General features: G+C 66.6%; 10 protein-coding genes. 4 read left to right on the plus strand and 6 right to left on the minus strand.

The genetic code is table 11. From position 1 onward, the window contains the following. Positions 1-64: 64 nt before the first annotated feature. Positions 65-1,072: a M20/M25/M40 family metallo-hydrolase gene (locus IIE29_RS11870; protein ID WP_216629758.1), complete on the plus strand. Its 1,008-nt coding sequence runs from the start codon at positions 65-67 to the stop codon at positions 1,070-1,072. Between the two features lie 36 nt (positions 1,073-1,108). Here IIE29_RS11870 and IIE29_RS11875 read toward each other — a convergent pair whose 3' ends face one another. Both IIE29_RS11875 and tmk read right to left on the minus strand, forming a co-directional pair. After that, positions 1,109-2,266 carry a DNA polymerase III subunit delta' gene (locus IIE29_RS11875; RefSeq protein ID WP_209325500.1) on the minus strand — a complete coding sequence of 386 codons (1,158 nt, stop codon included), beginning with the start codon at positions 2,264-2,266 and terminating at the stop codon, positions 1,109-1,111. Position 2,267: 1 nt separating this feature from the next. Beyond that, positions 2,268-5,081, minus strand: a complete 2,814-nt coding sequence (tmk, locus tag IIE29_RS11880) for a dTMP kinase (RefSeq protein ID WP_209325721.1) — start codon at positions 5,079-5,081, stop codon at positions 2,268-2,270. A 109-nt stretch (positions 5,082-5,190) separates the two neighbouring features. Here tmk and IIE29_RS11885 point away from each other — a divergent pair, with 109 nt between their 5' ends. Both IIE29_RS11885 and IIE29_RS11890 read left to right on the plus strand, forming a co-directional pair. Then, a complete protein-coding gene (locus IIE29_RS11885; RefSeq protein ID WP_343071890.1) occupies positions 5,191-5,946 on the plus strand; it encodes a lipoate--protein ligase family protein in 756 nt (251 codons plus the stop codon). A gap of 16 nt (positions 5,947-5,962) precedes the next feature. Then, positions 5,963-6,457, plus strand: coding sequence for a GNAT family N-acetyltransferase (locus IIE29_RS11890; RefSeq protein WP_209325501.1), 495 nt, complete (start codon positions 5,963-5,965; stop codon positions 6,455-6,457). A gap of 155 nt (positions 6,458-6,612) precedes the next feature. Here the strand turns inward: IIE29_RS11890 and topA are convergent, their stop codons facing one another. Next, on the minus strand, positions 6,613-9,438 hold the full coding sequence (gene topA / locus IIE29_RS11895; protein ID WP_209325502.1) for a type I DNA topoisomerase: 2,826 nt from the start codon (positions 9,436-9,438) through the stop codon (positions 6,613-6,615). Between the two features lie 168 nt (positions 9,439-9,606). After that, positions 9,607-11,208, minus strand: coding sequence for a methyltransferase (locus IIE29_RS11900; protein ID WP_343071891.1), 1,602 nt, complete (start codon positions 11,206-11,208; stop codon positions 9,607-9,609). Between the two features lie 34 nt (positions 11,209-11,242). On the opposite strand from IIE29_RS11900, the gene IIE29_RS11905 reads away from it, so the two are divergent. Further along, positions 11,243-13,519: a DEAD/DEAH box helicase gene (locus tag IIE29_RS11905; protein WP_209325503.1), complete on the plus strand. Its 2,277-nt coding sequence runs from the start codon at positions 11,243-11,245 to the stop codon at positions 13,517-13,519. A gap of 5 nt (positions 13,520-13,524) precedes the next feature. Here IIE29_RS11905 and IIE29_RS11910 read toward each other — a convergent pair whose 3' ends face one another. Next, on the minus strand, positions 13,525-13,842 hold the full coding sequence (locus IIE29_RS11910; protein ID WP_209325504.1) for an Rv3654c family TadE-like protein: 318 nt from the start codon (positions 13,840-13,842) through the stop codon (positions 13,525-13,527). After that, positions 13,839-14,225 (minus strand): TadE family protein, encoded by a 387-nt coding sequence (locus IIE29_RS11915; RefSeq protein ID WP_209325505.1) that lies wholly within the window; start codon positions 14,223-14,225, stop codon positions 13,839-13,841. Before IIE29_RS11915 ends, IIE29_RS11910 begins: the two co-directional genes overlap by 4 nt. Positions 14,226-14,231 lie beyond the last annotated feature (6 nt).

The following is a 14,231-nucleotide window of genomic DNA, read 5'->3' on the forward strand; positions in this document are numbered from 1 at the left end:
TGTGGCATGGTGTCTATCCTTCCAGGCTTGCCTGTGAACAAGCCAGATCAGATGTCACCAAACCTTGCATCAGTCCCGAATGCTCGGCGCCGCGCCTCGCATCATCGAAACGGGCACCCACCCTCATGTCCTCTGGCGTTTCGGAGCCGGCCCGCGCAAGGTCGTGCTCATCGGCCACCACGACACCGTCTGGCCGACCGGAACCCTCAAGGACTTCCCCTACTCCGTCAAGGACGGTGTCGTGCGCGGCCCCGGCGCCGATGACATGAAGGGCGGACTGCTCATCGCCCTCTACGCGCTGGCTCAGGTGCGTGCCGAACTAGGAAGCATCGACGGCGTCAGCCTCCTCATCACCGCCGACGAAGAGCTCGGTTCCCCGGGATCTCGACAGATCATCGAGAACGAGGCCCGCGGCGCGAAGGCAGCGCTCGTCTTCGAAAGCGGGGCGGCCCAAGGCGCGGTGAAGATCGCCCGCAAAGGAGTCGCGATCTACCAGCTCGAGGTCACCGGTCTGGCCTCACACGCCGGCGTCGAGCCCGAGAAGGGCATCAACGCCACCATCGAGGTGGCCAATCAGGTCGTCGAGATCGCCAAACTGCACAAACCGTCCATGGGCACTTCGGTCGTGCCGACCGTGATGACGAGCGGGTCGACGACGAACACCGTCCCGGCCCGAGCAGTCGTCGGCATCGATTCGAGGGCCGCCTCGGCGAGTGAGCAGGTGCGCATCGACGAGGCACTGCGCGCGCTCACCCCCACGGTCGCCGGCGCCGAAATCGAACTCAAGGGCGGGATCAACCGCGCCCCGCTCGAAGAGGATATGGCGATGGGCCTCTACGCCCGGGCCCAACGGCTGGCGGGAAAGCTCGGGCATCCGCCGCTGCGCTCGGTCGCCGTCGGCGGCGGTTCGGACGGCAATTTCACGGCCGGTGTCGGAACCCCGACACTGGACGGTCTGGGAACCGTCGGCGGAGGCTCGCACGCTCGCACCGAGCACGCGCTTCAGATCTGGATCCCGCGACGCATCGAACTCACCGCGGCCCTGGTCGCCGAGCTTTTGGCCGGAGACTGAGAGCCGCTCCTCTCCCCGGGCTCATAGGCGCGACGTTCAGATCGTCCCCGTGCGGTCTTCCTGCAGCCACGGATTCGACAGCAGCACGAAAGCCGCCTCGACGATGAGCACGGGCGACATGTTCGTCTGCAGTCGCTGCCGGGCCTCGGTGATGGCATCGATGCGCAGCAGAGTGGTATCCGGCCCGTCCCGATTCGCCTGTTCGGCGATGAGGTCGACCTCTCCGGCATTGATCCACCCGTCGCGGATCCCCAGCTGGTACATGAGGATGTCGCGGTAGAGGCTCATGAGTTCGAGGAAGATCCGGTCGAGCTCATCGTTCCGTGCTCGCACCGATCGTCGTTTCTGCTCCTCCTCGAGCTTCCGGATCTGGGCCCGGGCCGATGGTGGGATCGTCTTCTCCCCCTCGATGCCCAGTGTGGTCATGAGCTGTCTGCGTTCGGCGGCGTTGCGCTCCTCGACTCGAGACTTCGCGGTTTCCGCGGCGGCGTCGACGATTCTGCCTGCCAGCCGTATGGTGGCTCCCACCGAGGTGAGTTTGCCTGGAATCGCGAGGATCTGCTTGCGTTCGGCATCGGCGGATTCATTCAGCGCCAAGTACTTCGCACGCCCGATATGGCTCTGGGCCACGGCAGCGGCCCATCTGGCCCGATCCTCACCGACGTGATCGCGTTCGATGAGCAGCTGAGCGACGGCATCGCGTGAGGGAATCCGCAGCCGCACCGGGCGGCACCTCGACCTGATGGTTGTCAGCACATCGATCGGGCTGGGCGCGCACAGCAGCCATACCGTGGCTGGAGGCGGTTCCTCGATGGCTTTGAGCAGCACGTTCGCGGTGCGTTCCATCATCCGGTCGGCGTCTTCGATGATGACGACTCGCCACTGTGAGTTGACGGGAGCCGTCTGCGCCTTCGTGACGAGCTCGCGCACTTCATCGATCGAGATGACCGATTTCTGCGTCGACATGATCGTCAGGGACTCGTGGTGGCCCGAAAGCACCCGGGAGGTGACGTCGTTCGATTCCGTGCCTCCGGAGATCAGAGCCGCGGCGAAGGCTCTGGCGGCGTTCGACCTCCCCGACCCGGGCGGACCGGTGAACAGCCACGCGTGGGTCATTGCCGCCGGACTGTCCAAGGCGTATCCGAGCTGAGTGCTCACCTCGTCCTGACCGACGAGTTCGTCGAAGACGCTCATCTCAGGATCCCTCCGGATTGTTGAAGCGCCGATTGTTGCGCTCGCGCTGCCTGCGCAGGCGCTCGCGGGCCTGTCGTTCGATCTCCGCCTGCGCCTGCAGTCGTTCGCGGCTCGTCTCTCGAGCGCTGCGCGCCGGCAGCACAGTCGTCTCGGCATCGTCCGGGTCGACCTGGTCTTCCCGATCGCCGGTTTCGACTACACGCGTCTCGGCCTCGTCCGGGTCCACTTGATCGACGACTCGGGTCTCGGCCTCCTCAGCTGAATCGGTGGCGATCCTGTCCGTCGCAACGCCTTCGGCCTCGTCGCTGTCGTCGATGAGTGCCTCGGGGGTGAATCCGCGGGCCGGCAGAACCGTCGTGGTCGCGTCCTCGTCGGATTCGGTTTCGTCCTCTGACTCCAGGAACGACGGAAGCTCCTCTTCGACATCGGCGTCCGGCTTCCGGGCTGCGGGCGAGGGCTCCAACGCCGGTTCAGACTCTGCTTCGCCTGCCCGGGCCTCAAACGCGTCTGCCGACGAGATTGAATCCTCCCGCAGATCGGCGCCGAGGTCGACCCGTTCGGTGGGAACGCTGCCGGAGATCTCCACCTCGTCGTCGGTAACCGCGGCGGGAATGAAACGGTCGCCGGTCACCGGCACGAAACGCGGCCCACGCTCATGCCACGACTCATCACCGTCGGCCGAGTCCTCAGATGCGGCGGATCCACTCGTCTCGGCGTCCTCACCAGCCGCATAGGATTCGTGGACGGCAGGGTCGTCGCTCTCGGCAGAGGAGGGCACGACGGAACCGGCTGCGGCATCGTCATCCGCTGCGGAATCGGCCGCAGTGGGCACCTCTCCCGCAACCGCCGACGATGCCTCGGCGCTGGTCCTGTCACGGCTCAGCAGGGTCTGCGGAAGTCGTTCGCGGATGGCTTCGAGAATGCGTGCGGTGAGTTCATCGACTCCTACCGAGGCGTCGAGGACGACGTAGCGGTCGGGTTCCCGGTGCGCACGGGAGAGGTAGGTCTGGCGCACACGCTGGTGGAACTGCTGATTCTCCTCATCGAGATAGTTGCTCTCCCCACGCTCGCCCATCCTCTCGGCTGCGGCCTCAGGTTCGATGTCGAGGACGATCGTCAGGTGCGGGACAAGCCCCTGGGTGGCCCAGCGGCTCAGCGCCAGGATCGTCTTCTCGTCGAAACTGCGTCCCGCGGCCTGGTAGGCGATCGTCGAATCGATGTAACGATCGGTGATGACGATGTTTCCCTCATCCAGGCTGGGATCGACCAGTGAGGCCACATGGTGAGCGCGGTCGGCCGCGAAGAGCAGCGCCTCGGTGCGAGTGCTCGGCCGATCGGAGTCGAAGAGGACCGAACGGATCTTCGTGCCCAGTTCGGTGCCGCCGGGCTCACGAGTGGACTCCACATGGTATCCGTCGTCGGCCAGGGCACGGGAGATCCGTTTGATCTGCGTGGTCTTTCCCGATCCGTCCCCGCCTTCGATGGCGATGAAGAATCCCGCGCCGAGGCGTTCGGCGGAGTTGCCGAGCCCACCGGCGGCGTTCTCGGCCTGGTTGGGCGGACGGAAGCCATGGACGATGTCGACCGACAGGCCCTGCAGCTTGTGGGGGTCGAAGGTGAAGAGCCCGATGATGCCGGCGACGAGGGCGCCGATGCCGAAGATGAGGAACGCCACATCGCTGGGGACGAGCACCCAGTCGGGGCTCGAACCGACTTCGACGGTTCCGCCGAGGTCGAAGGCGTTGATGACCAGCGCCAGGCCCGCGCCGCCGACGGCTCCGTACCGGCGCGAGAAGTCATAGGGCTGGGCACGCACGCCGATGCCGACGAGGAACGCGATCGCCGCAGACAAGACGACCTTGCCGGAGAGTTCGCCGATGCCGCCCGTCGCCAACAGCAGCACGCCGGAGACGAGCAGGGCGAAGGTGGATACGCGGGGGCGTGACATTCCCGGAGCGAAGGTCGGGCCCATCTCGAAACCGATGGCCCAGCCGACGAGGCAGCAGGCGATGATGAGAGCGAACCCGGCCTGTCCGTAGTCATGGGCGACCGCGGTGGGCTGGGCGAGGATGAAAGTGGCACCGAGCACGGCGAACAGGCCGATGCACACCCACGGATTGGCGATCGCCTCCGGGGGCCTGGCCACACGCGCCTTGAGTTCGGGGAATGAACCCGTGGTCGCGGTCTCCGCATGCAGAGCACGTTCGGGCGTGAGGAAGATGATGATGGACCCCGCGGCCATGCCGACTCCGACCAGCAGCGACATCCAGCCGAGAGCCTGAGTTCCTGCGGCGGATCCGCCGAGGATCTGGAAGGCGCAGGAGACGAAGACGAGGATCGCGGCGGGAATGCCCACGCGGCGCCACGGCTTCTCGTTCGTGAACGGGTTGATGCTCATGAGCAGACCCACCACGGCCCCGAGGAACAGCGCCGCGACCCACGTCAGCCAGGCGCTGGGAGCCAGGCTGAGGACGATGAGCACGGCCGCCTCGATGATCGCGGAGATGCTCAGTGCGGTCTTGCGCACGGCGGGAGGGCGGGTCGCGAAGACCTTGCTGGGGATGAAGAGACCGGTGCAGGACAAGGCGAAGACGATGAGCAGCGACAGGCTGCCCACGCGATTGTCGAACCCTCCGGCGCTGATCGAATCGGCCGTGGCGGTGAACGCGTGTCCGCCCACTGTGGCGAGGAGTCCGCTCGTGCCTGCCACCACATAACTGATCGCGACAAGAACGATCAGGGCTCCCCAGGCCGCGGTCTCGGTGACAAGGCGGCCGGGGGCTCCGGGCAGTCGGTGTCCTGAAGTCGTCAACATGCTCACAGCCCTACACTATCTGTCCCGACTGACATATCTCTTGGAACCCGGTGCGATCTCGGACAACCCGGACCATGATGGCGTGCTCCCATCCTCTACTCTTGTTCTCGTGCACACAGTCAATACAGCGATGACCACCGTGGCCGCTCAGGGGCTGGGACCGGCCGAGGAACTGGCCTTCGCTCGCGTCCTCCTCGATTCGGTCAAGGCCGGCCGCCGAGGCGCAACGCTGCGAATGTACCGTCCAGCGCCGACCCTGGCCTTCGGCGCCCGCGACCGGTTCCTGCCCGGCTTCGCCGCCGCCATCGAGGCCGCCAGAGACCACGGCTTCACACCAGCGCTGCGCAGCCTCGGCGGCCGGGCGGCGGCGTACCATCCGGGTTCACTGGTCATCGATCACATCGAACCGAGTGATTCCTTCATCACGGACACGACCGCCAGGTTCACCGGTTTCGGTCTCGACTATGTCGAAGTGCTGCGTGGCCTAGGCGTCGACGCCCGCCTCGGCGAGATCCCCGGCGAGTACTGTCCCGGAGAGCACAGCGTCAACGTCGCCGGCCGGATCAAGGCGATAGGCACGGCCCAACGCGTCGTCTCCGGGGCGTGGCTGTTCTCCTCCTCCGTCGTGGTCGAAGACCCGGAACCGATCCGCGCGGTCCTCACCGATGTCGAAGCCGCCCTCGGCATCGAATGGGACCCCTCCACGGGCGGCTCGATCAGCGAGATCCACCCCGAAATCACCGTCGATGCCGTCGCCGAGGCATTCGCTTCCTACTATGCCTCGGCCGATCCGCTCACGCCCGTCGCCCCCACCGCCGATGAGCTGGCTGCCCTGGCCGACTACGTGGGCAAGCACGTGCTGTGAGCTCATAGGAGGAAGAATGACTGTCACCATCCGCGAAGCGACCGAAAGCGATCTGCCACAGATCCTCCGCCTTGTCCACGCGCTGGCCGTCTATGAGAAGGAACCCAATGCTGTGGAGGCCACCGAGGCGGACTTCGCCGCGGTGATGTTCCCGGCCGAGGGCAGTCCGAATACGTTCGGGCTCATGGCCGAAGTCGACGGAACGGTCATCGGCTTCGCCGTCTGGTTCCACAGCTTCTCGACCTGGACGGGCAGGAACGGAATCTGGCTCGAAGACCTCTTCGTCGATCCCGAGTATCGCGGGCATGGTGCCGGCAAGGCGCTGCTGGGTCGTCTCGCACAGATCTGCCGGGACCGCGGACTGACCCGCCTCGAATGGTGCGTGCTCAGATGGAACACGCCCTCGATCGGGTTCTACGAGTCCCTGGGCGCGAAGCCGCAGGACGAATGGGAGACCTACCGCCTCGACGGGCAGGCGCTGGCCGACTTCGCGGCCGCATCACGTTCCTAGACGAGTCCGCTGCACCACCGGGGCTGGGCTCTGCGTGCGACTGCGATCGGACCGGCTGGGCTGCAGTGGGCGGTGCTGGAGCAGCGCTCACGCCATGGTTGAGCCCCGCGAGCCCTGGTGAGCAGGCCCATTTCGCCCACCTACGAGAGGTGTGTTCAGGGAGTCTTCGGTTTCGACGTGCTCGTCTTACTCGCCGTGGTCTTCTTCGCGGCAGTGGTCTTGCCCGCAGATTTCGACGTCGTCGACTTCGATGCAGAGGACTTCGACGCCGTCGACTTCGCTGCTGTCGATTTCTTCGCCGCAGTCGTCTTCGATGTCGTCGACTTCTTCGCAGGGGCCTTGCGAGTGGTCTTCTTCTTCGCCGGGCCCTTCGCCCGCTTCTCGGCCAGCAGCGTCGCCGCTCGCTCGAGCGTCACGGCCTCGACGGAGTCGTCCTTGCGCAGGGTCGCATTCGTCTCTCCGTCGGTGACGTAGGGACCGAAGCGACCGTCCTTGACGACGACCGGCTTCTTCGTCTCCGGATCCTCGCCGAGTTCCTTCAGCGGAGCCGCAGCGCGCCGGCCGCCTCGCTGCTTCGGTTCGGCGTAGATCTTCAGCGCCTCGTCGAGGGTGATGTTGAAGATCTGCTCCTCATCGGTCAGCGACCGCGAGTCCGTGCCCTTCTTCAGATACGGTCCGTAGCGACCGTTCTGGGCGGTGATGTCCGTGCCCTCTTCGTCCTGACCGACGATGCGCGGCAGGCTGAGCAGCTTGAGCGCGGTCTCGAGGTCGATCGAGTCCAGATGCATCGACTTGAACAGGGATGCCGTCCGCGGCTTCGGCTTCTTGGCTCCGCGCTTGGGCTTCTCCTCTGGTTCGGGCAGCACCTCGGAGACGTAGGGGCCGAAACGACCGTTCTTCGCCACGATCGTGTGCCCGGTCTCCGGGTCGACGCCGAGCTCGCGGTCTTCGCCGCCCTGGGTCTCGATGAGCTCGGCGGCCTTGGCGGCGGTCAGCTCGTCGGGGGCCAGATCATCGGGTACCGAGACCCGCTTCGGGTCCTCGCCTTCGGCCTCGGCTGCGACTTCGAGGTAGGGGCCGTATCGGCCGACGCGCAGGTTCACGCCCTCGCTGATGGCGACGGTGTTGACCTCACGGGCGTCGATGTCGCCGAGGTCGTCGACGATCGCCTTGAGACCCTCACGGTCCTGGGTCTGGTCGCCGAAGTAGAATCCGGCGAGCCATTCGTTGCGGTCCTCTTCGCCCATCGCGATCCGGTCGAGCTCAGATTCGAGGTCGGCAGTGAACGCATAGTCGACGAGCCCGGTGAAGTGCTCCTCGAGCAGCCGCACCACGGAGAACGCCAACCAGCTGGGCACCAGCGCATTGCCGCGAGTGCTCACATAGCCGCGGTCCTGGATGACGGAGATGGTGGCCGCATACGTCGAAGGACGCCCGATGCCGAGCTCCTCGAGCTGCTTGACCAGGCTCGCCTCGGTGAAGCGCGGAGGCGGGGCCGTGGTGTGCCCATCGGCCTCGGCCTTGATGACGGACAGCGCCTGGCCCTCTTCGACCTGCGGCAGCCGCGACTCGCCGGACTTCGTGTCGTAGCGGGAAGCGTCCTGGCCCTCCTCGTAGGCGGCGAGGAAGCCGCGGAAGGTGATGACGGTGCCGCTGGCGCTGAAACCGGCCTCGTGTCCGTCGGCGAGCGCGGCACGGACCCTGATCGTCGCGGTCTTGCCCTTGGCATCGGCCATCTGGCTGGCCACGGTGCGCTTCCAGATGAGGTCGTAGAGACGGAACTCGTCGCCGGACAGCTGCTTGGACACCTGGGCCGGGGTGCGGAAGGAGTCGCCGGAGGGGCGGATCGCCTCGTGGGCCTCCTGCGCGGACTTCTGCTTGCTCGCGTACTGGCGCGGTGACTGGGGCACGAATTCGGGACCGTAGAGTTCGGTCACCTGCTTCCGCGCGGCCGCGATGGCCTGGCCCGACAGCGCCGAGGAGTCCGTACGCATATAGGTGATGTAGCCGTGTTCGTACAGCGACTGGGCGGTGCGCATGGCTTGGCGGGCGCTCATGCGCAGTTTGCGTCCCGCCTCCTGCTGCAGCGTCGAGGTGGTGAACGGCGCGGCTGGACGGCGGGAGTATGGCTTCGACTCCACTGCGGTCACGGACAGGGAGTCCTTGGCGTCGCCGCTCAGCTCGGCGGCCAGAGCCTCGGCGCGGGCCTGATCGACCACCGTCGCCGAGGTGTTCTTCAGCCGGCCTTTGTCGTCGAAGTCGCGGCCGGTGGCCACCCGCGCCCCGTCAACGGTGGTGAGGTTAGCCGCAAAGGGGTTCGATCCGTCGGGCAGGCCGAGATCGATGTCGAGGTCCCAGTAGTCGGCGGGCACGAAAGCCATTCGCTCCCGTTCGCGTTCGACGACGAGACGGGTGGCCACGGACTGCACCCGTCCGGCGGAGAGTCCGGCACGGATCTTGCGCCACAGCACAGGTGAGACCTCATAGCCGTAGAGGCGGTCGAGGATCCGGCGGGTCTCCTGCGCGTCGACGAGCGAGGAGTCGATATCGCGGGTGTTCTCCAGTGCCCGTTCGATCGCCTCGGGAGTGATCTCGTGGAAGACCATGCGTTTGACGGGGATCTTCGGTTTGAGCACCTCGAGCAGATGCCAGGCGATGGCCTCTCCCTCGCGGTCCTCATCCGTTGCGAGATAGAGTTCGTCAGCGTCCTTGAGCAGACGCTTGAGTTCGGTGACCTTCTTCTTCTTGCCCGGGTCGATCCGGTAGTAGGGGTCGAAGCCGTTGTCGACGTCGACGGCGAATTTCCCGTACGGCCCCTTCTTCATATCGGCGGGCAGTTCCGACGGAGTCGGCAGGTCGCGGATATGGCCGACGGAGGCCTCGACGTCATAACCATCGCCGAGGTATCCCATAATCGTTCGCGCCTTCGTCGGAGACTCGACGATGACGAGGCGACGGGGCTTCTTCTCGGTTGTGGTCACGCTTTCACATTCCTCTCACGGCATCTGCTGCTCATTGCAACGGACGATCCGGCCCAATGTAACACTGTTGAACGGAGACGATACTCATCGGGCGGCTCGGCCCCGATACGGCGTCAACGGTAATCGATCCTATCCCCATTCCCCGTCGGCCCCGCTCGTCGCAGTGTCTCAGGAAGCGATGTCGGGCAGCAGCACGCCGGCCGCAGCCAGGGCTCTGACCTGGGCGATGAGTTGGTCTTCCAAGGCTGTGGCGTCCACTTCGAGCAGCTGTGCGAGTGCTCCCGCCGTTTGGCGCACAGTCAGTGTTCCGTCGGCCACCGAGACGAATCCGGCCAACGCCGTGTCGAGGTCGAAGACCTGCCCGAACCCGATGCCCTGCTCGAGGGTGATGGAACTCGGCTCCGACTGACCGGGCACGAAATGTCGGTGCTCGACGAGATCCGGGGACCGGGTGAAGGCGGTGGCTGCGATCTCCTCGGGGCCGACCGAGGACAGCCATGACCTGATCGCGAAGACTGTCGTGAGGAACTCGGCGAGCCCGTGCGGGTTGTTCGCCGGAGACGAGGTGACTAGTTCCCTCGCTCTGAACACACCGTCGTCGACCTGCGGGCTCGTGCTCGTGCCGGCGCTCGTGGCCGTTGAACCGGCATCCTGGCCGGTCGATCTGGCCATGAGCACATAGCCGAAGACGACCTGTTCGACGCTGCGGGAGGTGAAGTCCTCGAGCCACTCCCCAACGGCGGCGTTCCAGGCGGCTGTGGCTCGCGGGATCCCTCCGTCGCGGATCCACGTTTCCGCGTAGGCGACCGGGTCGAGGGCCTCGCGCTCGATGACGAGCACCGAGGTGTCCTCAGCGCCCACCCAGGCCTCAGGTCCCCGCTTGTCCGCCGAGGTGGTCTCCCAGTTGCCCAGGCAGACGCTGCGACCGCCCGGGGCCAGGACCGAGGGGATGGCGCTGAACAGTTCCCGCACCAGTGCGTCTCCGATCATCCCCGCATCCCGGTATTCGAAGGTCGTGTCCGTGGTGCGGGGAGTGATGACGAACGGCGGGTTCGACACGAGCAGGTCGACCGGCTCCGGCAGCGGCTCGAGCAAGGACCCGTGCCGGAATTCGATCGTGCTCACCCCGTTGAGCTCGGCCGACAGCGCAGCCAGGTGCAGGGCGCGGTGTGAGATGTCGGTGGCGATGACACGCCTGCTGTGTCGCGCCAGCAGCAGGGCTTGGATGCCGCAGCCGGTGCCGATGTCGGCAGACACGCCGACCTGGTCCCGCGGGGTCAGGGTCACGAGTGTGCGTCCGGCCCCGCCGAGACCGAGCACGTACTCACCGGCGAGGACGTCCGGGGTGACCAGTGTCCCGTGATCGGCCACGAGGTAGAGGTTCTCGTCCCCGGATCGCAAACCGCGCGGCACACCGACCGGCAGGTCATACGGGGTGAGAGCGAACGGGGCGATCGCCTCATCTGCCTCGATGTCGATCAGGCCCGCCTCGGCGGCGGTGGCGAAGGTCTCCCCCAGCACCTGCCGGACGTCTGCGACAGCGACCCGACAGTGGAAGTGGAACAGCAGCGCCAGGCTCGCCAGGCCACGGTCGAAGGCGTCGGCCGATTCCGCGGCCAGAACATCGATGCAGTGGTGGATGGCGGGGGCGGCGTTGTTGCGGGCGAGTGCCTCCGAGGTCGCCGGACCCCAGAACTGCCGCAGCCGCGGCTCGGTGTATCCGGCACGGTAGAGGGTGTCACCCAAGTGGGTCAGCGGAAGATCAGTCACAGAAGAATCCTAACGACTGCGCCATAATTGACTCATGGCTTCCTCCGCTCTGCTCGACATCGTCACCGGTTTCGGTGCCCGGGATGAGCGCATCGTCCATGTCCGCGACATCCCGCAGCGTTTCGAACGCGACGCCGAATGGCCCGAGTGGATCGATGAGGAGCTCCGGCACGCCTGCCATGCCGTCGGCGTCGATGCACTGTGGCAGCACCAGCTCGAGGCGGCGCAGACGGCCAGGGACGGCTCCGATGTCGTCATCGCCACTCCGACCGCCTCGGGCAAATCCCTGGGCTTCTGGCTGCCGGTGCTCGAAGCGATCCAGGCGAGCCGGGACAGGCTGCGCACCGCCTCGGCGATCTACATCGCCCCGACCAAGGCGCTGGCGGCCGACCAGCTTGCCAAGCTCGAACGGTTCGTCGTCCGCGGGATGCGTCCGGCCGCTTATGACGGTGACGCCTCGCAGGCGTCGAAGGACTGGGCGAGGCGGCACGCGAATATCGTCTTCACCAACCCGGACATGCTCCACAGGAGCATGCTCCCCCAGCACGAACGCTTCACCCGGCTGTTCAGATCTCTGCGCTACATCGTCGTCGACGAGGCGCACCGCTATCGCGGGGTGTTCGGCTCCCATGTCGCGCTCGTGCTGCGCCGCCTGCTGCGCATCGCCGCCCACTACGGCGCCGCTCCTGTCGTGATCGGCGCCTCGGCGACGATGGCGGACCCCGATGCGGCCTTCGCCAAACTCACGGGCCGTGACGTCCATGCCGTGACCGCCGACTCCTCACCGCGGGCGTCCGGCAGCTTCGCCCTGTGGGAGCCGCCGGTCTCCCCCGGCGGCGACCGCCGCAGCGGATTGGCCGAGGCCGCCGATGTCATCACCGATTCGATGTGTGCCGGCTACCGGTCGATCACCTTCATCGCCTCCCGCCGAGGCACGGAGGCACTCGCGCAGACCGTGCGCGACCAGCTCGGGCAGGTCGACGAATCGCTGACCGGCAAGGTCGCCGCCTATCGGGGCGGATATCTGGCCGAGGAGCGTCGGATGCTCGAGACCGCTCTGCGGTCGGGTCAGCTGCTGGCGGTGGCATCGACGAACGCCTTGGAATTGGGCATCGACATCTCCGGGCTCGACCTCGTCATCATCTCCGGATGGCCCGGGACTCTGGCCTCGCTGTGGCAGCAGGCAGGCCGAGCCGGACGTGCCGGGCAGCGGTGGATGGCCGTGTTCATCGCCCGTGACGACCCCCTCGACACGTACGTCGTCCACCACCCCGAGGTCATCTTCGACGCGCCCGTCGACGCCGGAGTCATCCATCCGGGCAACCCGCATGTGCTCTCCGGTCACCTGTGCGCGGCCGCCGCCGAAGTGCCTCTCAAGTCGGCGGATCTCGTGCACTTCCCGGCGAACTCGGCCGAGGTCGTCGACGACCTCGTCGAGAAGAAGATGCTGCGAGCGCGCCCGACCGGCTGGTTCTGGGCCAAGGACACCCCGGCTGCCGATCTCGCCGACATCCGCGGGACCGGAGGCGGCCAATTCAGCCTCGTAGAGGCGAGCACCGGAACCCTGCTGGGCACGGTCGATGAGTCCGGAGCGCATACAGGGGCTCATCCCGGGGCCGTGTACACGCATCAGGGCATCGACTTCACGGTGCTCGATCTCGACCTCGAGGAGCGCATCGTGGCAGTCGAACGCGCCGAGGTCGACTACACCACCCAGCCGCGTTCGCAGACGGAGATCGCGATCGTCGACACCGATGCCCAGAGAGTTCTGCCTTCTGGGGCGGCCGTGTGCAGCGGCACCGTCGACGTCAAGGATCAGGTCGTCGCCTACCGGATGCGGGCGAAGAGAGGCGGGGCCATCATCGCCGAGCACGAACTGGACCTGCCCGAACGCACTCTGCGGACGAAGGCCGTGTGGTGGACGATTCCTCAGACGGTGCTCGACGAAGCCGAAGTCTTAGGCGCTGATCTGCCCGGTGCTGTGCATGCCGCAGAGCACGCCTCGATCGGCCTGCTGCCGCTCTTCGCCGGCTGCGACCGGTGGGATATCGGCGGGGTCTCAACCGCCCTGCACGCGGATACAGGGCTGGCCACGGTGTTCGTCTACGACGGGCTGGCCGGTGGCGCCGGGTTCGCCGAACGCGGCAGCGAGGTCTTCGAAGAGTGGCTGTCGGCGACACGGTCCGCCATCGCTGCCTGCGAATGCATCGATGGGTGTCCGTCGTGCGTGCAGTCGCCGAAGTGCGGAAACGGCAATGAGCCCTTGGACAAGGACGCCGCGCTGCGTCTGCTGCGCACCGTGCTCGGCTGAATGGGCTATTTTCCGGCCACGGCCTTCTCCCGGACCTTCGGCAGCGGGCCGGGAATGTCGACCTCGACGGCGACATAGGCCGACTGCTCACTCAGCGAGGCACGGCAGTCGCTCATCTCGCCTCCGTTGCGTTCGGCCACCTCCTCCGCGATCTCACATGGCTCTCCTGTGGCCAGTCCGCGCACGGCGTCCGCGGCGGCGAGCGCCGCCAGGTCCGCGGCACTCTGGGCCCGGGTGTGAGCCACGAACGCCTGCCCGAGGCTGCCGACCGCGGTCACGAGTACGAGGATGATGGAGCAGAGCCCGACGACGATGTTCGTCATGAGGATCCGCCTCTGTCCCCTTCGTACCTGGCAGTGGCGGCCGCATCGACCGTGTCGAGGAAGAAGATCGCGTCGGGCAGGCGGATGGTGACCGTGACGACCGAATACCCGCCATCGGCGCGAACGGTGACCTTCGATGAGGTTCCCGCGTGTTTCCTCGCCTCGGCGACGACGGCCGTCTGGGGCTCCCCGCGTGCGATCTCACGCGCCGCGGATCGTGCTGCATCGAAAGCTCGCAGCTGGGAGAAACCGACTGCGGCGGCTCCCGTGAGCAGCACGACGAGGAGCACAATCGCCGGCATGACGACGGCGAATTCGGCAGTCGCCGTGCCCGCGTCGCGGCTCTGGTCACTGTGCCGCTCACGGGAGCGTCCGCGTTCCATCTCCGT

Source organism: Brevibacterium renqingii (assembly GCF_017808095.1).
In the GTDB taxonomy this organism is placed as follows: domain Bacteria; phylum Actinomycetota; class Actinomycetes; order Actinomycetales; family Brevibacteriaceae; genus Brevibacterium; species Brevibacterium renqingii.